Source organism: Actinoplanes oblitus, assembly GCF_030252345.1.
GTDB lineage: Bacteria > Actinomycetota > Actinomycetes > Mycobacteriales > Micromonosporaceae > Actinoplanes > Actinoplanes oblitus.
The window spans coordinates 9,759,792-9,783,852 of sequence record NZ_CP126980.1 but is presented as its reverse complement, the minus strand read 5'-3'; the positions used below and the strand labels follow the sequence as shown (position 1 = coordinate 9,783,852).

Genomic DNA, 24,061 nt, shown 5'->3' with positions numbered 1-24,061 from the left:
GCGCCAATAAAGATAGGCTGGTAGTCCCATGTCTGTCTTGAACGATGCCCAGCAGAACGCGGTCGCCGAGCTCCTCCGCGTGTCCCCCGTCGCCGACGAGTTGGGGCGCCGCTTCGGCGCCGCCGGCCATGAGCTGCACCTGGTGGGCGGATCGGTCCGGGACGCGTTGCTCGGCCGGCTCGGCGACGACCTCGACTTCTGCACCGACGCCCGGCCGGAGCAGACACTCACCCTGGTGAGCGGCTGGGCCGACGCCATCTGGGAGACCGGCCGCGAGTTCGGCACCATCGGCATCCAGAAGAACGGGCTGCGGATCGAGATCACCACGTTCCGCGCCGAGGCGTACGACGGGGTGACCCGCAATCCGGTGGTCTCCTACGGCGATTCGCTGCTGGAGGACCTGTCGCGGCGGGACTTCACGATCAATGCGATGGCGGTGTCGGTGCCGGACCATGAGTTCACCGACCCGTTCGGTGGGGTGGCCGACCTGGCGGCGCGGCTGATCCGGACGCCGTCGACGCCGCAAGCCTCGTTCGGTGATGATCCACTTCGGATGCTGCGGGCCGCCCGGTTCGCGGCGAAGCTGGGCTTCACTGTGGACGAGCCGGTCGTCGCGGCCATGCGGGACATGGCGCAGGATCTGGACCGGATCACCGCGGAACGGATCCGGGACGAGTTCACCAAGCTGCTCTGCGGCGCCGACCCGATCGCCGGCCTGCGGCTGCTGGTCGACACCGGGCTGGCCGACCGCTTCCTGCCGGAGATCTCCGGGCTGAAACTGGAGATCGACGAGCACGCCCAGCACAAGGACGTCTACGAGCACACGCTGATCGTGGTGATGAACGCGATGCGGCTGGAGGGCGACGAGGCGCCGGACTTCGTGCTGCGGATGGCCGCGCTCATGCACGACGTCGGCAAGCCGGCCACCAAGGCGGTCGGCCGGGACGGCCGGGTCAGCTTCCACCACCACGAGGTGGTCGGCGCGCGGCTGACCAAGCAGCGGATGAAAGCCCTGAAATACCCCAAGGACGTCACCTCCGAGGTGGTCGGCCTGGTCGCCCTGCACCTGCGGTTCTACGGGTACGGCAGAGGCGAGTGGACCGACTCCGCGGTGCGCCGCTACGTCACCGACGCCGGCCCGCTGCTGTCCCGCCTGCACAAGCTGACCCGGTCGGATGTGACCACCCGCAACCGGCGCAAGGCGGCCCAGCTCGCCGCGGACTACGACGCGCTGGAGGACCGGATCGCCCGGATCGCGGCCGAGGAGGACCTGGCCAAGGTCCGCCCCGACCTGGACGGGAACGCGATCATGGAGCTGCTCGGCGTGCCGCCGGGCCCGATCGTCGGCCAGGCCTGGCGCCACCTCAAAGAGCTCCGCCTCGACCGTGGGCCGCTGGATCGCGACGAGGCCGAGGCGGAACTCCTGCGGTGGGCCCGCGAGCAGGGCCACATCTCCTGATCACTCGACGCCGAGGCTGATCTCCCGATCGGCGAAGTCGGCAGGCAGCCGGCTGGTCGCCCGGACCCGCCCGGCCAGGTCGAAGACCCGCACGTCCAGCCCGTCCACGAGCAGGACCTGGTGGTCGGCGACGAAGCGCACCTGGGCGCCCAGCGGCAGGGTGGTCACCACGCGACCGGTGGCCACCTCGGCGATCCGGATGCCGTCCGGCTGGGTGGCGTCCGGCTGGAGCGCGACGTATCGGCCGTCCGGCGACCAGGCGCCCGAGCCGGCCGGCACGCCCGGGACCGGCAGCGTGCGCACCAGTTCGCCGGTGGCCGCCGAGAACACCTTGATCTCCTTGATCGTGTCCGGCACCGCCTCGGACTGCGCGACGGCCGGGTCCCGCTGGGCCAGCGCGACCTCCGTGCCGCCCGGCAGCCAGGTGAAGGTGCAGACATCCGGGCAGAGCGCGCTGCCCCCCGGAATCTCCCGGTCCTTCTCGGCGCCGGTTTTCGCCACGATGATCCGCAGATTGCCGGTCTGCATGGTCAACGCGATCTTCTCGCCGTCCGGAGACCACTCGGTGCCGAGGCCGGCGCCGTGGGTGAACAGCTGCCACGAGCCGTAGGCCGCGTTGAGGACGCCGACCGGGACGTAGCCGCCCCCGCCCGCGCTCTCGTCCTCGATCAGGACGTACCGGCCGGCCGGCGCGGCGGCGAACCGCTGGTATTTCGCCGAGTAGACCTGGTACCTGCCGGTGACGCGGTTGAGGGCCACGTTGCCGTGTTGCCGGTCGTCGCTCCGGCCGGCCGGCGTGCCGTCCTCGGCGGTGGCGCCCGGCCGCCCCACAGAGGTGACCACCACGCCACCGGGCAGCCGGACCGGCGCCCGCCACCACTCCTTGCGGATCGCCGGCACGGTCACCGTGGTGCTCGGCATCGGGACCGCGACAGCGGGTCTGCTGGACGGCACCGATGCGGCCGGTTGCGGTTGCCGTCCGTCACGGTGACCGAAGACGGCGTACGGCGTGATGACCGCCCCGGCCAGCACGGCCACCGCGGCGCACAGCACCGCCTGCCGGCGCCGGCGGATCCGGCGCCCGCGGATCCGGGCGATCATGGCCAGGCCGTCCAGCGGCGGCGCCGACGAGGCCAGGTCCTCGACGGTGGTGCGCAGGTTGTCCTCGAGATGCCTCACCGAGCGACCTCCGTCCGATTCGTCCAGTCTTCGACGCCACCGACCAGCTCGCGCAGTTTGGCCAGCGCCCGGGACGCCTGACTGGCAACCGTCCCGGGCCGGCAACCCAGCACCTCGGCGGTCTCCTCGACGGTGCGGTCCTCCAGGTACCGCATCACCAGCACGGCCCGCTGCCGGGCGGGCAGCGACAGCAGCGCCGCGCGCAGCGCCAGGCGCTCCGTCACGTCATGGTCGTGCCGTCCGGCCTGCGCCCGTTCCGGCACGTCGGCGACGGTCACCTCGTTACGGCGCATCGGCCGGCGCCAGGCCGACACCCGGTCGTTGTAGATGATCTTCCGTACGTACGCCTCCGCCTCCCCGTGGATGCGCGGCCACCGGGCGTACGCCTTGGCCAGCGCACCCTGCACCAGGTCCGCGGCGGCCTCCCGGTCCCCCGTCAAGGCATGCGCGATCCGGAGCAGCGCCTGCCCCCGATCCGCGACGAATGCGGTGAACTCCGCCTCGAGCGCTTGCTTCACCGGTCACCTCCGACAGGGACAGACGTCCGCGGGGTCGAAACCTTTGCCTGGGGTGGCGAAGTTGTCAGACCCGCGCGGGAGGATGGGTGCGTGTTCGTCATCGAGTCACCGATCGGGCCGCTCGGCATCACCGTCGAGGGCGACGTCGTGGTGGGGGTGCGTTTCGGGGCGAGGCCGGGCGATGCCGCGGCCCACCCGGCCGCTGTGCAGCTGGCGGCCTACTTCGCGGGTGAGCTGACCGACTTCACGGTGCCGGTGGAGATGCGCGGCGGCTCCGCGTTCGAGCGCGCGGTGTGGGCCGAGATCGCCAAGGTGCCCTATGGCGAGATGGTGACCTATGGGGCGATCGCCACCGCCCTGGGTGACCCGGGGGCCGCGCGGGCGGTCGGCACCGCCTGCAACCACAACCCGGTGCCGGTGATCGTCCCGTGTCACCGGGTGGTCGGCGCCGGCGGCAAGATGGTCGGCTTCGGCGGCGGCCTGGAGCGCAAACGCAAGCTGCTGGAACTGGAGGCCCGGGTGGCTCTGACGCGAGCCTGGAGCTGAGGCCGAGGGACCGTGCTCCGGGCGTACGAAAACGGGTTTGTGAAAAAGGCCGGCCCGAGAGCCGGGCCGGCCTTTTTTCACGCGAAGCGGGTCAGCGCTCGACCTCGCCCTTGATGAAGGCCTCGACGGCCTGGTGCGCGTCGTGGTCGCTGTACTGCACCGGCGGGGACTTCATGAAGTAGGACGACGCCGAGAGGATCGGGCCGCCGATGCCGCGGTCCTTGGCGATCTTCGCGGCGCGGACCGCGTCGATGATCACACCGGCCGAGTTCGGCGAGTCCCACACCTCGAGCTTGAGCTCGGCGTTCAGCGGGGTGTCGCCGAACGAGCGGCCCTCGAGACGGATGTACGCCCACTTGCGGTCGTCGAGCCACGGCACGTGGTCCGACGGGCCGATGTGCACGTCGCTCTTGATCATCTCGTGCGGGATCTGCGAGGTGACCGACTGGGTCTTCGAGATCTTCTTCGAGACCAGGCGGTTGCGCTCCAGCATGTTCATGAAGTCCATGTTGCCGCCGAAGTTGAGCTGGTACGTGCGCAGCAGCTCGACGCCACGGTCTTCGAACAGCTTGGCCAGGGCGCGGTGCACGATGGTGGCACCGACCTGGCTCTTGATGTCGTCGCCGACGATCGGCAGGCCGGCGTCGGTGAACTTCTGCGCCCAGACCGGGTCGGAGGCGATGAAGACCGGCAGGGCGTTCACGAACGCGCAGCCGGCGTCGATCGCGGCCTGCGCGTAGAACTTGTCGGCCTCCTCGGAGCCCACCGGGAGGTAGGAGACGACCACGTCGACCTGCGCGTCGCGCAGCGCCTGGGCCACGTCGACCACGTCGGCCGAGGACTCCTCGATGATCTCCCGGTAGTAGGTGCCCAGGCCGTCGAAGGTCGGGCCACGCTGCACGGTGACGCCGGTCGGCGGCACGTCGGTCAGCTTGATGGTGTTGTTCTCGCTGGCGACGATCGCCTCGGCCAGGTCCATGCCGACCTTCTTGGCGTCCACATCGAACGCCGCGACGAACTTCACGTCGGATACGTGGTAGTCGCCGAAGGTCACGTGCATGAGACCCGGGACGCGGTCGTTGGGGTCGGCGTTCTTGTAGTACTCCACGCCCTGCACGAGGGACGAGGCGCAGTTACCCACACCGACGATGGCGACGCGGACGGAGCCCATCGCGTTTGCCTCCTTGTTGTTCATCACGGCCGGTCCGATCGCGGACGCGGTGGTTCCGAGGGTGTCTCCGCAGCCGGCGACAGCCCGCCGGCACGGTTGCGGAAGGCCGGGGTACGGCCGGACCGCTCGTTGGTGATCAGCTCCTCCAGCCAGCGGACCTCGCGCTCGCACGCGTCGAGGCCGTGCCGCTGCAGTTCGAGCGTGTACGCGTCGAGGCGGTCGGCGGCGCGGGCGAGAATCTCCCGCAGCCCCTCCCGGCGCTCCTCGATCCGTCGCCGGCGCCCCTCCAGGATCCGCAGCCGGGTGGCCTGGTCGGTCCGGGCGAAGAACGCGAAATGCACCCCGAAGCCGGCGTCGTCATACGTCTCCGGCCCGGCGGTGGCGAGGAGCTCCGCGAAGCGTTCCTTGCCCTCCGCCGTGATCTTGTAGACAACCCGGCCCCGTTTGCTGGTCATCGGGGGAACAATTTCGTTGTTGTTCGTCTCGGCTTCGCTGATCCAGCCGGCCAGCTTCAACCGCTTCAGTGTCGGGTACAACGTCCCGTAACTGATCGCGGCGCGAAGCGTGCCCAGCTTGGTGGCCAGCTCCTTGCGGAGTTCGTACCCGTGCATCGGGGCCTCCTGCAGAAGCCCGAGGATCGCCAATTCCAGCACCCCGACCCTCCCCACGAGTGTGTCCCGATGTATCGGCCCGATACATCGTCACCGTAGATCGGGATGCCGGACGGCGCAACTCGGACATGCTGCGCAGTCGCCACGCCACGCTCCGTGATGACGGTCGCCCGGCTCGCGGGGACCGCGTACTCTCTTCGCCATGCGCACGCAGCGGCAGGTGGTCGACTACTCGCTCCAGAGGCGGGCGCTCCTGCGTGATGTGCGGAACGGCAAGGTCAGCCCGCTAGAGGTGTGTGACGCGTCGCCGTACCTGAAGAACGCTGCGACATTCCACGGCGAGCCGACCGACGAGCGGTGTCCGATCTGCCGCCGGGAAAACCTGACGCTGGTGCACTACGTCTATGGCGACGAGCTCAAGCAGTCCGCCGGCCAGGCTCACAAGGCCGCCGAATTGCCGGTCCTGGCGATGACGCTGCGTGAGTGCCAGGTCTTCGTCGTCGAGGTGTGCCGCTCCTGCTCCTGGAACCACCTCATCGAGCGTTACGTGCTCGGTCGCGACGCGCTCGGTGAGGACGAGTCCCCGATCCAGTGGAAAACGGGTTCCGTTTCACAAGTCGGGGAGGGCCGACGGTGAACCGGATCGATGTCAGTAACGTGGACACGTTTAAGACAGGCTCGTTTTCGACGTCGGAACAGTCGGCTGCCGGTGACGCAGCCTCAAACGCCCGCTCGTGGCGCGGCCTCCGGGAGCATCTCCCGGCGGGGCGGGCCGCGCCCCCGCGAACGGTAGGTGTGAAGGAATGAACGCGTACGGCGATCCGCAGAACGCACGAGCCCGGGCCAAAGTGCCCGGGCCGTCCGCTGCTTCCGGACCGGACGAGGGCCGTCCCGCACCCGATGCCTACCGGCGCCCAGCCGGTTCCGCGTCGGTCGGCTCGGCCTCGGTGGGCTCCGCATCCGTCGGCGGCCGCGCCTCGGTCGGCTCGGCTTCGGTGGGCTCGGCTTCGGTGGGCTCGGCGACCCCGGGGCGCGCCTCGGTGAGTGGCGCCGCCCCGGTCGGCGGCCGCGCCTCGGTGCCACCACCCGGCTCCGGTGGTGGCGGCGGCAGCGTCGGCGGTGGTGGCGGTGGCAAGCGCCCCCGCTCCAAGGCCGACAAGAAGTACCGCCGCGCGAACATCCTGACCGCCGCGGCCGCCGTGCTGGTCATCATGATCGGCGCCGGCATCGTCGGCGGCACCTACTTCTTCGACGACGTCGAACTGCCCACGCCCAAGGCCGAGGACCAGATGAACGTCGTCCTCAACGCCAAGGGCCAGGTGCTGTACAAGACCGGCGATCCGCGGGTCAACGTGCCGTACCAGAACATCTCCGACACCATGGCGCACGCCGTCGCCGCGGCCGAGGACAAGAACTTCTACACCCACAACGGCATCGACATGAAGGGCATCGCCCGCGCCGCCTGGAACAACTTCACCGGCGGCGACAAGCAGGGCGCGTCCACCATCACTCAGCAGTACGCCCGGCACGTCGCGGTGCTCAAGGACATCAGCTACAGCCGCAAGCTGCGCGAGGCCGTGATCGCCCGCAAGCTGGAGTCGAAGTACGAGAAGCCCGAGATCATGGGCCTGTACCTGAACTACATCGACCTGGGCGAGGGCCGGCTCGGCGCGGAGGCCGCGGCGAACGGCTACTACAACGTCAGCATCGTCCACGGTGGGGCCGGCGGCCGGAAGGAGATCAACCCCTACCAGGCCGCGGTGATCGCCTCGATCATCAAGCAGCCCTACCCGACCGCCACGCACCGAGGCTACGACCCGCTGGTGAACCCGACCGCTTCGAAAGACCGGTGGGAGTACACCATGAAGAACATGTTGGAGATGGGCTGGATCAGCCAGGACGTCTACGACAAGCGGAAATGGCCCCAGCCGCTGCCGGCGAAGACCAGCGCCACCTGCAAGACGTGCGCGGACGGCAAGCCGGTCGGCATGATCCGGCGGCACGTGACGTACGAGCTGAGCCAGCTCAACATCTCCAAGGAAGTCCAGGACAAGGGCGGCCTGACGATCACCACCACGATCGACCCGGTGATCCAGAAAGCGGCCGAGCAGGCCGGTTCGCGCAAGAGCGACGACTCTCCGCTGCACGGGCGGCCGTCCTCGTACCAGTCCGCGGTGATCGGTATCGATCCAGATACCGGTGAGGTGCTCGGGTACTACGGCGGTGACGATCCCGAGGGCGTCGACTACGGCGGCTACATGAACGGTGACGGCAGTGGCGTGATGCAGAACGGTGGCGGCCAGTCGCCGGCGTCGTCCTTCAAGATCTACACGCTGTCCGCGGCGCTGACCGCCAACTACTCGTTCAAGACGACCTGGGACGGTACGCTCACCCGAGCGAACGGCAAGAAGATCAGCAACGCCGGCGCCGACGACAGCCTGTGTGACGGCAAGATCAAATTCTGTGATCTGGAGACGGCGACCATCCGGTCGTACAACTTCCCGTTCTACTGGATCGCCGACAAACTGCACCCGAGCAAGGTTCTCGCCGCGGCGAAGGCGGCCGGCATCCGGTACGTCTGGACCAACGGCTCGGACAAGCACCCGCAGGGCGAGCGCATCGACCTCGAGAAGGCCTCCGCCGACACCCTGGACGGCAAGTTCAGCAGCGAGGTCGGCTTCGGCCAGTTCCGGGTGATCCCGCTGGAGCACGCGACCGGCGTCGCCACCATCGTGGCGCAGGGCGTCCGGCACAAGACGCACTTCATCAAGTCGATCAAGGCAGTCGACCCGGCTACCAACAAGCCGAAGAGCCTGACCACGATCACCAAGGAAGGCGTCAAGGTCTTCGACAAGAACCAGATGTCGGACCTGTCCGCGGTGCTGAAGCAGATCCCGGCGCACGCCAACCACACCCTGTCGAACGGTCGCGATGCGATCGCCAAGAGTGGTTCGTGGGAGCTCAACACCACGAACAGCAGCGCCAACGGTGACGCTTGGTTCGTCGGCGGCATCCCGCAGCTGGCGGCGACCGTCTGGGTCGGCGGCAAGACCAAACGCGTGCCGCTGACCGAGGAGAGCGGCAAGAAGATGTTCGGCTCCGGGACCCCGGCGTCGATCTGGAAGAAGTTCCTCGACACGGTGGCCGAGAAGAAGAACTGGGACGAGGCCAAGTTCCCGGATCGAGTTCCCGGCGGGGACGACACGCTCGGCAACGGCCAGACGCCGCCGGAGCCGGACCCGACGACGACCCAGGACAACAGCGGAGTCTGTGACGGCCCCCTGTCGGTCCTCTGCCAGGGCCAGAACAACGGTACCGGCGGAAACAACAACGGCGGAAACAACACCGGTGGTGGCAACAACGACGGCGGCGGCAACGACGGCGGCGGTGGCAACAACGGCGGTGGGGACAACAACAACGGCGATACCACCGGTTGATCTCCTCCTGACCTGAACGGCGCCCACCTCGATGAGGTGGGCGCCGTTTTTTCCTCGGGTATCCCTCGGTGCGCCGTATCCGGTCGGCCGTCGATCTTCGAGGTTCATGCGGCATGATGCCAAGACATGAGCGCGCAACCGTCCCCTGATCGGCCCGACGTCCCCAGCGCGACCTCGTCCTCCGACGGCCCCGGCCGGTCCTGGTCTGAACCAACCACCTCGACCGCGACCTAGGACGGTTTCGTGCGGGGGCTGTCGCAACTCATCGGCGGGCCGCTCGGCTCGCACGCGACCCGGCCGGATGCCCGGCCCGGCCGCTTCTGGACCGCCCCGCGGATCATCATGGCGTTGACCTGCCTGATCCTGGCGTTCTCCTGGGTGCAGAAATCGCCCTGCATGGACGGCGACTGGCAGAAAAACGTCCAGTACACCCGGTTCTGCTACACCGACGTGCTCGCCCTCTACTACGCCGAGGGCCTGAGCGACGGCGCCGTCCCCTATGTCGACCACCAGGTGGAGTACCCGGTCGTCACCGGTTACTTCATGGGCGCGCTCGGCCTGCCGGTGCACTGGTACGGCGAGAAACACCCGGACATCAACCAGGGCAGCTGGTTCTACAACGCCAACGCGCTGGTCCTGTCGCTGTTCGCGGTGGTCACCGTCGCGGTGATCCTGGCGTTGCGCCGGCGAAGGCCCTGGGACGCGGCGATCTTCGCGCTCTCCCCGATCCTCCTGGTGACCGCCACCGTCAACTGGGACTTCTTGGCGATCGGCCTGGCCGCCATCGGCCTGCTGCTGTGGGTGCGCCGGCGGCCGGTGTGGGCCGGCGTCCTGCTCGGTCTGGGCGGTGCGGCCAAGCTCTGGCCGCTGTTCATCATCGGGCCGCTGTTCATCCTTGCGCTGCGCTCCGGGCGCCTGCGGTCCTGGTTCGCCGCGGCGGCCGGCGCGGTGGTCGCCTGGGCCGTGGTCAACTTCCCGGTCTGGCACTGGCAGCACGAGGCCTGGCTGCGGTTCTTCCGGCTCAACTCGGAGCGGCCGGTCGGCTGGGGCACGTTCTGGTATGTCGGGCGTTACCTCGACGGCAAGTGGACCAGCAGCGGGGGCGGGCCGTTCCAGTGGCTCAGCGACCACGTGCCGACGCTGAACCTGGTGACCTACGCGCTCTTCGGGCTGGCCTGCATCGGCCTGCTGGCGCTCGGCCTGCTCGCCCCGCAGCCGCCGCGCCTGGCCCAGCTGGCCTTCCTGGTCGTCGCGTTCTTCCTGATCTTCAGCAAGGTCTGGTCGCAGCAGTACGTTCTCTGGCTCGTCCCGCTGATCGTCCTGGCCCGCCCGAAGTGGGGCGCGATCCTGGCCTGGACCGTCGCCGAGATCGGCTACTTCGCCGCGTTCTACGCCGAGCTGATCGGCGCCGGCGGCAAGCCGGTCATCCCGGAGGGCACCTTCGTCCTCGCGTCAGCCCTGCGCCTGATCACCGTGGCGGTCCTCTGCGGCCTGGTGATCCGCGAGATCTGGCGGCCGGAGCTGGACGTGGTCCGGCAGACCTATGGCGGCGCCGACCCGGACGCGGGGCCGGTGGACGGCCCGGATGAGGGCTGGGTGCAACGGTTGCGGTGGTCGCTCGGCTTCGGCAAGGCGCCGGTCGCGCCGGTCGCGCCGGTCGGGCTGCCGCCGGAGCCGCCGGTCGTGGCCAAGGTCTAGGTTTCCATCCCCAGCGGGACACACCTTCCGGTGTGTCCCGCTTCGCGTTTCGCTCCCGGTCCGCCGCGGGTTCCGCTTTCACCCGCTTTCCGGTACGCCCTCAGGCCGGCCCCTTCGGCGACGTGGCGTCGGCAGCCCGCTTCCGCGAACCCGTCTCTCGCCCGTGTCTGCGGCTCGTCATGCGTGCCCTCCTCCAGTGCGGCTCGTCATGCGCGCTTTCCTTCAGTGCGACTCGTCATGCGCGCCCTCTTTAGTGCCGCTCGTCATGCGCGCTCCCTAGTTCAGCCGGAAGACGACCGCGTCGGGGAGGTCCTCGCGGCGGATGCCGAGAGCGTCGACCGGAAGGTCACCGGCCTGCTCCCACGGGGTGCCGACCACCTCGGAACGGATCAGCAGGACCGTGCCGACACCGTTGTCCCGCAGGTACTGGATGCTCGCCAGATCGGGGAACGACGCGACTTTCTGCCGCAGCTCCTCCTGCTTGGCGGCGGCGACGATCCCGCCACCGTTCGTCACCTGCTGATACCGCGAGGTGGTCCACAGCTGCACGGTCTGATCGCTGAGCGCGGCGGTCGGCAGCACCAGCACCGGACCGCCCACGGTGCGCAGCGCTGCCGGCTGGGCGGGGGCCACCGGGTGTGCCGTCGCGTTCCAGCCCTCCAGGACCACCAGCAGCAGCGGGATGAGGGTGGCCAGGCGCAGCCACGGACTCGGCCACGGCGGAGTCCGCTGCGCCGCGAAGTGCTCGATCCGCCGGACGAACTCGTCGATCGCCCCGGCCGCCAGGATCGCCAGCAGCAGCGTCGTCCAGAGCGTCAACCGGCCCGAGATGCGCAGGTCGAACGAGGCCGGGAAGTGCCCGAAGAGCGGCAGGTAGGTCCACCGGCCGCCGAAGAAGTTGGTGCCCAGGGTCAGGATCACCGCGGCGGCCAGGGCCAGCACCAGGACCAGTCGCTGCCGCCATCGCCAGATCGAGAACAGCAGACCGGTCAGCGCCAGGGCGTAGAGCACGAAGCCGGGCAGCAGCGACATCTCGGCCGGCCACCCCAGCGAGGCGCGTGGCGTGACGTGCGCGGCACCCCAGATCCGCGACTCGGCCGGAGCGATCAGCAGGCTGCGCAGCGGTGGTGAGAAGAAGTCGATCTCCTCGCCGCGGGTGGGCGAGTCGGGCGCCCGCAGGTACGGAATCGCGATCGCCGCCCCGACCCCGAGGAAGAACAGCACCCCGAGGATGTTGGTGACCAGCAGCCGCCAGCCGAGCACCGCCCGGCTCTCCCGCCGCGGCCGCCGGGCACCCGTCCCGGTCTTCTTTGGCCGCGTCTTGCCGACTCTCCTCTTGCCCTTCTTCAGCGCGGGTTTGTCGGCTTCACCGGCCTCGCTGGTTTCCGTACTGCCGGTCTCCGCCTTGCCGGTCTCCGTGCCGGTCTTTGTTGGGCCAGCGGGTTTGGCCTTGCCGACCGGTCCCTTGGCGGCCTCATCGACGGCCGTTTTCGTTCCGGCCGGCCGTTCCTTGCGGATCTCCAGGCCGCTGGGCACGCCATCACGCGCCACGGCCTGCTGCTTCTCGGCCGCTTCCTCGCCCGGCTCCGCCCGGCCCGGCCCACTCGCAGCCGGATCGTCCGTAGCTGGCTTCGTCTCCGCAGCACCGACAGCCTCATCGGCCTTGTCCGCCTGCGATCCGGCCTCGGCCGGCTTCGTCCCGGTTTGCGACGCGATGACCGGCCCACCCTCCGCTCCCGCATCGGACGTGGTGGCCGGCTCGGTCTTCGCCCCAGCTCCCGGGGTGGTGGCCGGGCTGACATTCGCCTCAGCCTCCGGGGTGACCGAGTCTGCCTTCGCCTTGACTTCGGGCGTGGTGGCCGGCCCCGCCTTTGCCTCAGCCTCCGAGGTGGCAACAGGTTCGGTCTTCGCCTTGACTTCGGGTGTGGTGGCCGGCCCCGCCTTTGCCCCAGTCTCCGAGGCGGCGGCAGGTTCGGTCTTCGTGCCGGCCGCTGGTTTGGTGGTCGGCCCGGTCTCTGCCCCGGTCTCTGGCACGGCAGCCGGTTCCTTTCCGGCCTGCTCCTTCCCCGTCTGCTCCTTCTTCTGCCGCTGCTCCCGCCGCCGTCGCCGGAGTCGTCGGACCGGCACCGCCATCAGGAGGAACAGCACGATGCCGCCGAGCACATACGCGAACGGCAGCCCGAGCGAGAAGCCGAGACTCAACTGCCAGGTAGCCACCAACCAGCCCAGCGCGGCCCACCCGGCCCGGCGCCGTTCCGGGCGGAACCCATACCGCATCGACCAGCCGTGTCCGCGCGCCAACAGCGCCAAGGCCAGCGGAATCGCTCCCGCCGAGACGATGTCGAGGTGCCCTTCCTGGGCGAGACGCCACGGCGCGTACGCGAAGGCCGCCGCCGCCACCGCAGCCCCGGTCGGCCGAGCACCGAGCTGCCGCACCAGCGCATACGCGCCGAACAGCAGCAGCGCGTGGGCCAGCACGAACAGGATGTTGTAGCGCAGCACGGCCGCCGCCGGCCCATCCCCGACCAGGCCGAACGCGGCATACCCGAGCAGGCTGTCGCCGTACGCGAAGCTGTTGCCGTTTGGGAAGTAGGCATTTGATTGCCACAGTTTGACGGGGTTCGTCCGCAGTACGTGGCCCAGCCAGGACACCTGCCAGGCCTGACGCGACGGGTCGCCCAGATCCTGCGGCAGCGTGTGCAGCGGGTACCGCAGTGTCGGCCAGGTCAGCCCGATGGCAAGGACCGCGGAGATGTAGGCGGCCAGCGCATACTCGTGCACGACCGCACGCCAGACGGCTCGCAGGCCGCGCCGGATCCGTCCCGGCGGCTTGTCCGCGGCGATGGCGGCAAAGGCCGACCAGGGATCCTCGGGCGCCCCCGGTGGCCGGGTCTCCGGCAGTTCCTTGCGCTTCCGCTTCACCCGGACCGAAGTCTTTTGTGGATCACCGGAGCCGCCCGCGGCCGCCGAGGCCTTGTCGGTCGCAGCCGACTCCGCTGCCGTCGGGGCGGAGGAGTCTTTCCCGGGCGAGCCCGCATCCTTCGCAGTCGGCTGCTTCCCGGCGGCGGGATCTTTCCCGGTCGGGACCGTGGCCGTGCCGCCCGTCTTTCTGTCGCCCGAAGCCGACCCAGCGCCCTTGTCGGACTTATCCCCCGAAGCAGCGCCCCCTGGCGTGGCAGCTTCGGCCGCGGTGCCCTCCGACTTAGCAGCTCCCGACTCGGCGGCTTCCGGTTTGACAGTCTGCGGTCTGGCGGCGTCCGGCGTGGCGGACTCAGGCGTGGCAGTTCCCGACTTGCCTGCGTCCGGCGTGGCGGCCCCAGATCCAGCGGTCTCCGGAGCGGCGGCTCCAGATCCAGCGGCGTCGGGCGTGGCGGCCCCAGATCCAGCGGCCTCCGGCGTGGCGGCCCCGGACTCGGTGGCCTCGCCCATCACCCCGCCACCCGGGACCTGCCGACCGGCCGAAAGCTGCTCCGCCTCCGGCCCGATCTTCTCGCCACCCGATTTCTCCGAGTCACCCGAAGACCCACTCGGCGCCGGAGACGCGGCCTTCTTCCCAGCCCGCCGAGACCCGAAGATCCCGAAAAGCCGTTTCCCCCTCGGCTCCCGCCGCCCCGGCGCCTCCGCGCCGTCACCGGCGGACCTGGTCGAGAGCGGTTGCGGCTGCTCGGTCATGACCCTCCCCGGACCAGTACGTCAGGCGCCGGAACGCGCGCGCAGCAGGGCGATGTCAGCACTCTGCCCGTCCGCCCCACCCGGAGTCTCCACAATGGCGGGAGCACCGGAGGCGCGGATGGCGGCGACCACCAACTCGGGGTCGATCCTCCCATTACCCAGGTTGTCGTGCCGGTCTTGGCCCGAGTCGAATCCACCCTTGGAATCGTTCGCGTGGATCAGGTCGATCCGGCCGGTGATCGCCTTGACCCGGTCGACGATGCCGACCAGGTCCTCGCCGCCGGCGTAGGCGTGGCAGGTGTCCAGGCAGAAGCCGGCCCCGAACGAGCCGACCGCCTCCCAGAGCCGGGCCAGGTGGTCGAAGCGGCGGGCGCACGCGTTGTCCCCACCGGCGGTGTTCTCGATCAGGATCGGGAGGGGGAGGCCGCCGTCGTTCTCCGCGTACTCGAACGCCTTGCGCCAGTTGTCGAAACCGGCACTGAGGTCGGCGCCCGCACCGACGTGCCCGCCGTGCACGATCAGGCCTTTCGCGCCCAGCTCGGCGGCGGCCTTGGCGTGGGCCATCAGCAGTTTGCGGCTGGGGATGCGAATCCGGTTGTTCGGCGAGGCGACGTTCACGATGTAGGGCGCGTGGATGTAGATGTCCACGTCGGACGCCCGCAGCAGCTCGGCGTCCGCGCGTGGCTTGGGGCTTTTGTAACCCTGTGGGTCGGTGAGGAAGAACTGCACCGCCTCGGCGCCGCGAGCGGCGGCCTCGGCCAGCGGGTCGGCGGGATCGACGTGGGCTCCGATGCGCATGGCCCGAGCCTACGACGCGGGACCGACACTTTCTCCCGAGCGTCACCGGCCTCCGCCGCGCCTCGTTAGCCCCATCGATCACGTTTGACCGATTGCCGGCTCCTGTCCGGCGGCGAACTGGGGAGTGGTGCATGTCGCGGCAGTTCCGATACCGGATGGCGGCGCTGGTGGCCAGCGGCTTGATCTTCGGCGGGCCGCTGATCGCCTCCGGGACGGCGAGCGCCGAACAACTCCAGCCAGGCGACCGCCGGGTCACCTTCGGTGGCGGCATGCTCGGCCTGAGCTGCGATTCCAAGCCCAGCGTCGAGAAGATGACGGTGCCCGCCGAGAGCACCCTGCACGTGATCAACCGGACCGGTCACGACGCCCGGCTGGAGCTGGCTGGCGCGCGCAAGGGCGTCATCCCGGACGACGGCGCCGCCGAGGTGGTCTTCCGCCGCGGCACCACGCCGGTCGTGCTGTCCCCGGACTGCTCGGGCGGCGACGACCCGGTGCCGATGCTGGTCACCGCGGTCCCGTCGACCCCGGCCACGCTGCCGGACCCGGTGCCGGGCGGTTCCAGCGCCGACACGCTGCCCTCGATCATCGCCGGATCGTCGGCCCTCTCCCCGGCCACCGGCTCGGCCGTCCCCGACACCCGGTCGTCGCGCTCCCGCGCGCTGCGCGACTCGCCGGACGCCGCCCGGGCTGCCCAGCACAGGTCCGCCGCGCGGCAGACCGCCGATCAGATGCGGACCGCGACCGACCAGACCGCCGTGAAACACCACGAAACACCCCAAAAGATCAAGAACAAGGCTTCGCGTACGACCTCGGCACGCCACCCGCAGTTCGCCGGGATGCCCCCGGGTGAGCGCAAGGCCCTGGTCCCCGGCGACCGTGCCTCGGTGACCGCCGTGACCGGCGCGGACGCCACCTCGCCAACCGGCGCCGAGGCGCCGGTCCAGGCGCTGGACGGCCCGGTCGCCGCGCCGGCGGCCGAGCCGGTGGCCGCGGTCGAGCCGATGCGGACCGGCCGGCCGATCGGCCTGCTCGGGCTGACCGCGATGGTCTGTGTCCTGGGCGTGCTCACCGCCGCTATTCGGGCATTCGTGTCGCAACGTGCATCCCGGGCAAATCTGGCGTAAGCTCTGCTTCGTAAGGCTCCGCGGGGCGACCGCGTCCACCTCATCGGTGTGGTCGTTCCTCCCCAGGTCCCACCCAACGAACCGGACCGGACGCCCCGCGGCTCTGCACGGCGAGAGACCCCGTCCACGGACGGGGTCTTCGTTTTGGGCCAGGGCACCCGGGGTGGGTATGCTGGCTCGGTTCGCAGACTGTCCGCCGTGGGGCGCACTTCTCCCACGGCTTTCTTCTGCGTTCGACACAAGACCTCCTGCCACGGAGAGACCGTGGCCGCATAGCCCACAGGAGGTGAATGTCTTGCGTCATTACGAACTGATGGTGATCCTCGACCCTTCGCTCGAGGAGCGCACCGTCGCCCCGTCGCTCGACCAGTACCTGAACGTGATCAGGACCGCGGGTGGCTCGGTGGAGAAGCTCGACGTCTGGGGCCGTCGCCGGCTCTCGTTCGAGATCAACAAGAAGGCTGAAGGCATCTACGCGGTCGTTGACCTGCAGGCGACGCCCGAGGCCGTGGCCGAGCTGGACCGTCAGCTCCGGCTCAACGAGTCCATCCTGCGGACCAAGGTCATCCGTCCCGAGACCCGCTGAGGCGTTTTTGTCAGAGGGTCCTGAGACCCTTTGCATCGACGACTTGAGCGGCGAGGAGAAGTTTCATGGCTGGAGAAACCGTAATCACCGTCGTTGGCAACTTGGTCAACGACCCGGAGATCCGCTTCACCGCGTCGGGGGCGGCGGTCTGTTCGTTCCGCATCGCCTCCACGCCGCGGACCCTGGACCGGCAGTCAAACGAGTGGAAGGACGGCGAGCCACTCTTCCTGTCGTGCAGCATCTGGCGTGACGCCGCCGAGCACGTCTCGGAGTCGCTTACCCGCGGCACCCGGGTGATCGTGCAGGGCCGGCTGCGCCAGCGCACCTACGACACCAAAGAGGGAGAGAAGCGCACCGTCATCGAGCTCGAGGTCGATGAGATCGGCCCGTCGCTGCGCTACGCCACGGCGAAGGTGCAGCGGATGAACCGGTCCGGCGGCGGCGGGGGTGGCTTCGGCGCCTCCGGTGGTGGCGGCAACTTCGGTGGTGGCGGCGGCGGCAACTTCGGTGGCGGCGGTGGCGGCAACCGGCAGCAGTCCAGCGGCGGGGGCGGTCGGAGCAACAACGACTTCGAAGACCCCTGGGCCACGGCTGCTCCGTCCGGCGGCGGCAACCGTTCCGGCGGTGGCAACAACTCCTCGTTCGACGACGAGCCTCCCTTCTAAGCCCTCGGGCTTTCTTGAGTTCAGGAGTAAGAGCAATGGCTAAGGCTGCGGCGCTTCGCAAGCCGAAGAAGAAGGTGAACCCGCTCGACAAGGACGGGATCACCTACATCGATTACAAGGACACCGCGCTCCTGCGGAAGTTCATCTCCGACCGCGGCAAGATCCGTGCCCGCCGCGTCACCGGTGTGACCTCGCAGCAGCAGCGGCAGATCGCCCGCGCGGTCAAGAACGCCCGCGAGATGGCGCTCCTGCCGTACACGGCGACGGCGCGCTGAGGAGGATCACCCAGATGAAGATCATCCTCACCCAGGAGGTTTCGGGCCTCGGTACCCCCGGCGACATCGTCGAGGTGAAGAACGGCTACGGCCGTAACTACCTCCTGCCGCAGGGCTTCGCGATCCGGTGGAGCAAGGGCGCCGAGAAGCAGGTCGTCGTCATCAAGCGGGCCCGCGAGGCCCGTGAGATCCGCGACCTGGGCCAGGCGAACGAGGTCAAGGGCCAGCTGTCCGGCCTCAAGGTGACGCTGAGCGCGCGCTCCGGCACCGGTGGCCGCCTGTTCGGCTCGATCACCCCGGCCGAGATCGTCGACGCGGTCAAGGCCGCCGGTGGTCCGTCGCTGGACCGTCGTCGTCTCGAGCTGCCGGGTCACATCAAGACCACGGGCTCGTACAACGTCCAGGTCAAGCTGCACCCCGAGGTGACCGCCACGTTCCCGGTGAACGTGGTCGCCGCCAAGTAAGGCTCGCACCACAGCGAACGGCATGCCGGGTTCACACCCGGCATGCCGTTCGTGCTTTCGCCCGGTCCGCATGGGTGCCGGCACGTTTCGTGCGGGGTGGTGGCGCAGATGCCTGGTTGCGGGCGGGTGCTGGCACGCTTGGTGCCGGGTGGTGGCGCAGATGCCTGGTCATGGGCGGGCGCTGGCACGCCGCGTGCAGTTGGTGGCGCACATGACCGAGCACGGGCAGGTGCTGGCGACGCTCACGGGCCGGGAGCGCGCCTGGTGGCGTACCGTCAAGCGCCGCAGGCCTTGCGGACCTTGCGGTGGGGGACGGTCCGGGCCTTCTTGTGATGCTCGTCATCGACGAGGCTTTATGCCGGGTCCGCGGGCACGCGACGGATTCCCTTACCCTGGTCGGGCACGGGAGCCGAGCCAGCGGCAGCTCCGAGTCCGCCGGGGAATGAGCGCAGTCATCGACAACGTCAGCCGCACCTTTCCGGGGCCAGCCCGGCGCGTGATGATCTGCTCGGCTCTGCTGGGACTCGCCGTTCTCTTCTACGCCTGGTATGGCTTCCGCCACCACTTCTTCGACCTGCACATCTACTACGACGCGCTGACGTGGTGGTCCGAGGGCCGGAATCTGTACGACTACGCCCGGCCCGACGCGGTCCAGGGCGCCCTCTACTTCACCTACACCCCGCTCGCCGCGATGATCATGTGGCCGATGGTCCTGCTGCCGTTCAGCTGGGTCGCCGTCATCTTCACCGCGGTGACCGCCGGTCTGCTGGTCCCGACCACCTATTGGATCTTCCGGTCGGCGCTGCCGTCGGCGACCCGGAGTTCGTCCTGGTGGCTCACCGCCGTGACGGTCCCGCTGGTGCTGATCATCGAGCCGATCCGGGAGAACCTGACGCTCGGCCAGATCAACATGGTGCTGGTCGCCATGGTCATGTTCGACTTCTGTCACGCGCTGCCCCGCCGCCGCGGATATGCGGGCATCGGGATCGGGCTGGCCGCGGCGATGAAGCTGATCCCGGCGATCTTCATCGTCTATCTGGCGGTCACCCGGCGCTGGCGCGCGTGCGGCGTCTCGATCGCCGCGGCCGTCGGCGCGACGCTGATCGCCGCGGCGGTCGCACCCCGCGAGTCCTGGTTCTACTGGACCAGCGCGCTGTGGGACAGCGACCGGGTCGGGCAGGCGTTCTACACCGGCAACCAGTCGGTCAAAGGGCTGCTCGCCCGGCTGGTCGCCCCCACGCCGCCGAGCACGTTGCTCTGGGGCGGGCTGGTCCTGGCCGTGACGATCTTCGGCCTCCACCGGGCGGTCCGGGCCCACCGGGCCGGCAACGACCTGATGGGCGTCACCCTGGTCGGCCTGACCTCCGGGCTGGTCAGCCCGATCACCTGGCCACATCACATCTACTGGTTCATCCCGGCGATGATCCTGCTGCTCGTGCACGCGCGTGGCTGGGCGGCCCGGCCCCGGGTCCTGCTGTGGTCCGGGGTGGCGGCGCTGTACGCGATGCTGGTCTGGGGCGTCGTCTCGTTCGTCGTCTGGCCGGGCGCGGAGGACGTGCCGACCGCCGGCCCACGCGACTTCCTGTTGCGCAATCTGCTGGTGCTGTGCTCGCTGGCCCTGCTGATCGTCCTCCCGACCGGCGTACCGTCGGCCGCGACGTCAACCCCGGACCGGCAAGGGACGCGGCCGGCGCCGGGAGCCGTGCGGCGCGGATTGTTCCGCCGGGTCAGCTGAGGCTGTTGCCGGTGATCGCGGAGCTGAGGACCGTGGCGAGACCGGCACCGACGACCGCCGCGGCCAGCCCGACGCTCGCCGACTTCCAGGCCGTCGTGGCGAAGCGCAGGCCGAACGCGACGACGATGCTCAGCGCCAGCGAGATGCCGAACTCCGGGGCGGCGTCGGCCAGCGTTTGCAGCGCGTGCGCACGCTGGCCGGTGTTCAGCAGCAGCATGCCCAGGACGAAGAGAACCACCGGTACGCCGTACCAGACCACCGTGTAGCCGACGGCGGCCAGCGGACTGCTGGAACTCTCCTCCTCCTCGTCCTCATCCGGGTTGAGCAGGTCGTTCGGCCGGCTGGAGGGCACCCCGCTGCTGACCGGCCGGCGCTCGTAGGAGCCGGTGTTCTCGAAGAGCGCGCCGCCGGCAGCCCGCCGGGGCGGCCACGACCTGTCCTCCTCGGCCTCGCCCGGCGCGGCACCCGGCGGTGCGGTGATCACCGAGGTGGCGCTCAGCGCGAGGTTCTCCCGGCCGGCGACAGCGGCCGAGCCACTCGGCCGGAACGACGGGAAGTCCGACGTGCTGAACCGCTGCGCCTCGCCGTCGGCCGGCTCGGTGGTCAGCTCGCGACGCCAGTCGCCAGCGGCCGGCGCGGCAGCGGCCGTGCGGTACCCGGTGCTCCCGGCGGCCGGGGCGGCGCCCGAGGTGGGTGCCGCGCTCACGTCGGCGCGCCAGTCGTCGCCGGTGGCGGCCGCGCGGTAGCCCGCGGCGCCGGAGGTGGGTGCGGCGGTGCCACCGGTGAGCTCGGCCCGCCAGTCGGCACCGGGCGCCGGCGGGACCGCGGCGGTCGCCGGCGCGGCCGGGGAACCGCCGCCGGTGAGGCCGGCACGCCAGTCACCCGGCGGCGTCGCGGCGGCCCGGTAACCGGAGACCGGCGCGGCGCCGGGAGTGGCGGCGCCGCCGCCGTTCAGCTCCTGACGCCAGTCGCCGGGCGTGGCTGCTGCGCGGTACCCGGCGCTGCCGGAGACGGGTGCGGCACTACCGGGGGTGCCGCCGTTGAGCTCGGCACGCCAGTCACCGCCGGGGGCGTCTGTGTCGGCACTGGCGCGCCAGCCGCCCCCGTCCGGCGCGCCGCCGCTGCTGTAACCGGGATCTGGGGTGCCGCGGCGATAACCGCCGTTGCCCGGCCCGGCGCCGGTCCACCCGTTGGCCGGGCCGGAACCACCGTTCCAGGAAGGCCCGCCGGGTGGCCCCGGTGTCCGCCAATCGGCCTGCCCACGGGCACCACCTCCGCCACCGTACGGCGGATCGTCCCGGTCGTCGCGGCGCCGCGGATTGCCGTAGCGATCCGTCTCGTCGTCGTAGTCCGGTGTCCCGGCCTGATCGGACCAGGACGACGGGCCGCTGGGCAGCTCGCGCTGGCCACCGTAAGCCGGTTTGCGCGGGTCACGCCCATAGCCGTCGTCCCGCCGCTGCGGGGCCGCGGGCAGTTCCCGGGCGCCGCTCGGCCGCCGCTGCTCGGACCAGGCCCGGGCGTCGTCGTCCGGCGTGCCGTAGCCGTAGCCGGGCTCGCCGGTACGCCGCGGGCCGCCGTAACCGGGCTCGCCGGTACGCCGCGGGCCGCGATCCTGCTCCGACCAGCCGGAGTCCTCCGGCGGCAGGGAGCCGAACCCGGTCTGCCGGGGGACACCACGCTCGGGGTCCGGCCACGAGGACCGGCCGGCGGGCAGCTCACGAGCCGGCGGGGCGGCGTAACCCGGCTCGGCCCAACCACCGGAACGCCCGGCGGGCAACTCGCGCGGCGGGTCCTGGCGCGGGGGCAGCGGACCCTGCCGCCAGCCCTCGGTCGGGTACTCGTCGGCTGGACCGCCCGCCCGCCGGGCCGACCAGGAATCCGGCTCCGGCTCGGCGGCACGCCGCCGGCCACTGACGTCATTTCCGTACGCCTCGGCGGCACCGGACCGGGACGCGTCGGTGCGGAAGCGGCCGGACGAGTACGGATCCGGCTGGTCGGCGCCGTTCCACGGGGCACCGCCAGGGCTCGGCATGGCACTGCGCGGGGTGGCCGGTCCGGGCATCGCGCCACCGGTGGACCAGGTACCGCCCGGCATGGCGCTGCGCGGCGCGGCGGATCCCGGCATGGCGCTGCGCGGACGTGGGCCGTCCGGCATGCCGCTGCTGGGCAGCGGACCGCCGGGCACTCCGCCGATCGGCCCGGTGGGCTCGTCGGCACGCCGGCCACGCCGCCCGCTGCCGCTCCAACCGGTCGGGCCGGGCTGCTCGGGCTGCGGCTCCTCGTCCTGCTTGAGCTGCTCGCGGCGGGCCGCCTCGGCACGCCAGGCCAGCACGCGCGGGTCGTCCTCGGCGCGGCTCCACTGGCCGGTGTCCGGGTCGCGGGTCCAGTTGCTGGTGTCCGGCTCGGCATCCCAGGAGGAGGTGTCCTCCCGCCAGTTCGTCGCGTTCGCGTTGTAGCGCTGCGGCCGCTGGCCACGGCGACCGGCGCCGCGCTGCCGCTGCTCGGGCAGGCCACCGGAGGCGCTCTCGGCACCGAACTGGCCGGCGCCGCGCTGCCGCTCGGGCAGGCCGGCCGGGCCGGGTGCGGGCTCGTCACGGAACTGGCTCGCCCCGCGCTGCCGCTCGGGCAGGCCACCGGAGGCGGCGGCACCCTCGTCACGGAGCGGCACTGCCGCATCGTCGGGCGCGGCTCGGCGGGACAGGCGTGTGGACGACTCGGGGCGTACGCCGTACCGAATAGGGGTCTGACCGCTGCGCTCGCCGTAGGCGTCGGGAAGTCCCTCCGGCTCCGCGGGATAGCCGCGGCGCGCGGACCGGCCGCCCCAGGAGGGCGCCGGCGGGCCAGCGTCGGGCATCGACGACGTCGGGGAGAGCCCGATGCTGCCGGTGTCGGTGTGCCCGGCCCAGTTGTCGGTGTCGGACGTGGTGGACCAGCCGCTGCCGCCGGACGGCTGTGTGTCCGGCTCGGGAGCGCGTCGCCGGCCGCGGCGGGTGGACCACTCGGTCTCCGCGCCACGCTGCCAGGCGGCCCGGTCGTCCTCGCGGACGAAGTGCCGGCCGTCGTCCCGCGGACCGGCCTGCCAGCCGGGACCGTCGGAGCGCTGCTCCCAGCCGCCGATGTCGGTGGTGTTCTCCCCCGGGGCGCCGCGGCGCTCGGCGCTCCACGAACCGCTCGTCGACGCGGCGGACGACCAGGAGTCGGTGGCGGGCCGCTGCCAGGACGGCGTCTGGCTGGACGGCTGCTGCCAGGCCGGCGTCGAGGCTGGTTGCTGCCAGGAGGGTGTCTGGCTGGACGGCTGCTGCCAGGACGGCGTCGGGGCCGGTTGCTGCCAGGACGGCGTCTGCGCGGACGGCTGCTGCCAGGACGGGGTGCCGGAGCTGCTGCTCCAGGTCTGCTCGACCGGCGTGGTCGCGGCCCGGCCGGTGTCCGCCGCGCGCCGCCACGACGGCGTCTCGGACCAGCTCTCCCGGGCGGCCGCTGCGCTCTCCTGCTCGGGGGTCGGCCAGGCGGTGCCGGAGATGGTCGGGCGGTTCGGCGTGGCGTCGCCCTCGTTCTCCGACTGCCAGGCCTCGGTGGTGGAGCGCCAGACGTGCGACCCGGTGGACGAGCGCCACTCGGTGGTCTGCCGCCAGCGCGCGCCGGTGGCCCGCCACTCCGAGGTCTGGGTGCGCCAGCCGGTGCCGTCGGCCGGGAACGTGGGCCGGCCCGTCGAGGCGACGTCGGACCAGCGGTTCGCCGGCTCGACCTCCTGGCCGCCACCGCCGGAGTACGGCTCGACCTCGCCGCCCTGCTGTGCCCAGGCGTCCGCCCGGCGCTGCCAGGTGAGCGCCTCGGGACTCGGGGTCATGCTGCCGGTGTCGGTCAGCGACGACCACCGGGATTCCGATTCGTCCCTTTCCTGCTCGGCAATGGGCCAAGCCTCCGCAGCGCGCCTCTCGCGCGACATGCGGGCGCCGTAGTCCCACTCCCGTTGGTCCACCTGAAAAGGGTGACGTGCCGGAGACGGAACCGCAACGCCTGACAGCGATGGCTTGCTCACCCGACCCGGTATTTTCGCAGATCCATCAGCTTTTCTGCCCTCCACAGGAAGAACCCGGAAAACTCCTGCTGAGGCTCTTTCCCC

18 protein-coding genes are annotated in these 24,061 nt (G+C 70.8%); 11 read left to right on the top strand and 7 right to left on the bottom strand.

The window, feature by feature from the left end; translation table 11 throughout:
* Positions 1–28: 28 nt before the first annotated feature.
* Positions 29–1,459 carry a CCA tRNA nucleotidyltransferase gene (locus tag Actob_RS43755; RefSeq protein ID WP_284917820.1) on the top strand — a complete coding sequence of 477 codons (1,431 nt, stop codon included), beginning with the start codon at positions 29–31 and terminating at the stop codon, positions 1,457–1,459.
* Here Actob_RS43755 and Actob_RS43750 read toward each other — a convergent pair whose 3' ends face one another.
* Both Actob_RS43750 and Actob_RS43745 read right to left on the bottom strand, forming a co-directional pair.
* On the bottom strand, positions 1,460–2,638 hold the full coding sequence (locus tag Actob_RS43750) for a WD40 repeat domain-containing protein (protein WP_284917819.1): 1,179 nt from the start codon (positions 2,636–2,638) through the stop codon (positions 1,460–1,462).
* Positions 2,635–3,156 (bottom strand): SigE family RNA polymerase sigma factor, encoded by a 522-nt coding sequence (locus Actob_RS43745; RefSeq protein ID WP_284917818.1) that lies wholly within the window; start codon positions 3,154–3,156, stop codon positions 2,635–2,637. Before Actob_RS43745 ends, Actob_RS43750 begins: the two co-directional genes overlap by 4 nt.
* Before the next feature lie 90 nt (positions 3,157–3,246).
* Between Actob_RS43745 and Actob_RS43740 the strand changes: the two genes are divergently transcribed.
* Positions 3,247–3,702, top strand: coding sequence for a methylated-DNA--[protein]-cysteine S-methyltransferase (locus Actob_RS43740; RefSeq protein WP_284917817.1), 456 nt, complete (start codon positions 3,247–3,249; stop codon positions 3,700–3,702).
* A gap of 91 nt (positions 3,703–3,793) precedes the next feature.
* On the opposite strand, the gene Actob_RS43735 is transcribed toward Actob_RS43740, so the two are convergent.
* Entirely contained in the window at positions 3,794–4,873 is a 1,080-nt protein-coding gene (locus tag Actob_RS43735; RefSeq protein ID WP_284917816.1) for an inositol-3-phosphate synthase, read from the bottom strand.
* 23 nt (positions 4,874–4,896) lie between these two features.
* Positions 4,897–5,526 carry a PadR family transcriptional regulator gene (locus Actob_RS43730; RefSeq protein ID WP_284917815.1) on the bottom strand — a complete coding sequence of 210 codons (630 nt, stop codon included), beginning with the start codon at positions 5,524–5,526 and terminating at the stop codon, positions 4,897–4,899.
* Positions 5,527–5,686: 160 nt separating this feature from the next.
* On the opposite strand from Actob_RS43730, the gene Actob_RS43725 reads away from it, so the two are divergent.
* The 3 genes from Actob_RS43725 (at position 5,687) to Actob_RS43715 (ending at position 10,619) form a co-directional block, all read left to right on the top strand.
* Positions 5,687–6,121, top strand: coding sequence for a DUF5318 domain-containing protein (locus Actob_RS43725; protein ID WP_284917814.1), 435 nt, complete (start codon positions 5,687–5,689; stop codon positions 6,119–6,121).
* Positions 6,122–6,287: 166 nt separating this feature from the next.
* The gene (locus tag Actob_RS43720; RefSeq protein WP_284917813.1) at positions 6,288–8,921 is read left to right on the top strand and encodes a transglycosylase domain-containing protein; all 2,634 of its coding nucleotides are present in this window, start codon (positions 6,288–6,290) and stop codon (positions 8,919–8,921) included.
* A 243-nt stretch (positions 8,922–9,164) separates the two neighbouring features.
* Positions 9,165–10,619, top strand: a complete 1,455-nt coding sequence (locus Actob_RS43715; protein ID WP_284917812.1) for a glycosyltransferase family 87 protein — start codon at positions 9,165–9,167, stop codon at positions 10,617–10,619.
* A 276-nt stretch (positions 10,620–10,895) separates the two neighbouring features.
* On the opposite strand, the gene Actob_RS43710 is transcribed toward Actob_RS43715, so the two are convergent.
* Positions 10,896–13,541 (bottom strand): hypothetical protein, encoded by a 2,646-nt coding sequence (locus Actob_RS43710; RefSeq protein WP_284917811.1) that lies wholly within the window; start codon positions 13,539–13,541, stop codon positions 10,896–10,898.
* Positions 13,542–14,312: 771 nt separating this feature from the next.
* The gene (locus tag Actob_RS43705; protein ID WP_284917810.1) at positions 14,313–15,089 is read right to left on the bottom strand and encodes a deoxyribonuclease IV; all 777 of its coding nucleotides are present in this window, start codon (positions 15,087–15,089) and stop codon (positions 14,313–14,315) included.
* 131 nt (positions 15,090–15,220) lie between these two features.
* Here Actob_RS43705 and Actob_RS43700 point away from each other — a divergent pair, with 131 nt between their 5' ends.
* The 6 genes from Actob_RS43700 to Actob_RS43675 all read left to right on the top strand — a co-directional run bounded on the left by Actob_RS43700 (position 15,221) and on the right by Actob_RS43675 (position 19,938).
* Positions 15,221–16,213, top strand: coding sequence for a hypothetical protein (locus Actob_RS43700; protein WP_284917809.1), 993 nt, complete (start codon positions 15,221–15,223; stop codon positions 16,211–16,213).
* 295 nt (positions 16,214–16,508) lie between these two features.
* Positions 16,509–16,799 carry a 30S ribosomal protein S6 gene (gene rpsF / locus Actob_RS43695; RefSeq protein ID WP_014448192.1) on the top strand — a complete coding sequence of 97 codons (291 nt, stop codon included), beginning with the start codon at positions 16,509–16,511 and terminating at the stop codon, positions 16,797–16,799.
* A gap of 65 nt (positions 16,800–16,864) precedes the next feature.
* Entirely contained in the window at positions 16,865–17,464 is a 600-nt protein-coding gene (locus Actob_RS43690; protein WP_284917808.1) for a single-stranded DNA-binding protein, read from the top strand.
* A 35-nt stretch (positions 17,465–17,499) separates the two neighbouring features.
* Positions 17,500–17,739 carry a 30S ribosomal protein S18 gene (rpsR, locus tag Actob_RS43685; RefSeq protein WP_007073789.1) on the top strand — a complete coding sequence of 80 codons (240 nt, stop codon included), beginning with the start codon at positions 17,500–17,502 and terminating at the stop codon, positions 17,737–17,739.
* A 14-nt stretch (positions 17,740–17,753) separates the two neighbouring features.
* Entirely contained in the window at positions 17,754–18,203 is a 450-nt protein-coding gene (gene rplI / locus Actob_RS43680) for a 50S ribosomal protein L9 (RefSeq protein WP_284917807.1), read from the top strand.
* Positions 18,204–18,645: 442 nt separating this feature from the next.
* Complete coding sequence (locus Actob_RS43675; RefSeq protein ID WP_284917806.1) at positions 18,646–19,938, top strand: glycosyltransferase 87 family protein; 1,293 nt, start codon at positions 18,646–18,648, stop codon at positions 19,936–19,938.
* Here the strand turns inward: Actob_RS43675 and Actob_RS43670 are convergent.
* Complete coding sequence (locus Actob_RS43670; RefSeq protein ID WP_284917805.1) at positions 19,931–23,785, bottom strand: chromosomal replication initiator protein DnaA; 3,855 nt, start codon at positions 23,783–23,785, stop codon at positions 19,931–19,933. The genes Actob_RS43675 and Actob_RS43670 overlap by 8 nt on opposite strands.
* Positions 23,786–24,061 lie beyond the last annotated feature (276 nt).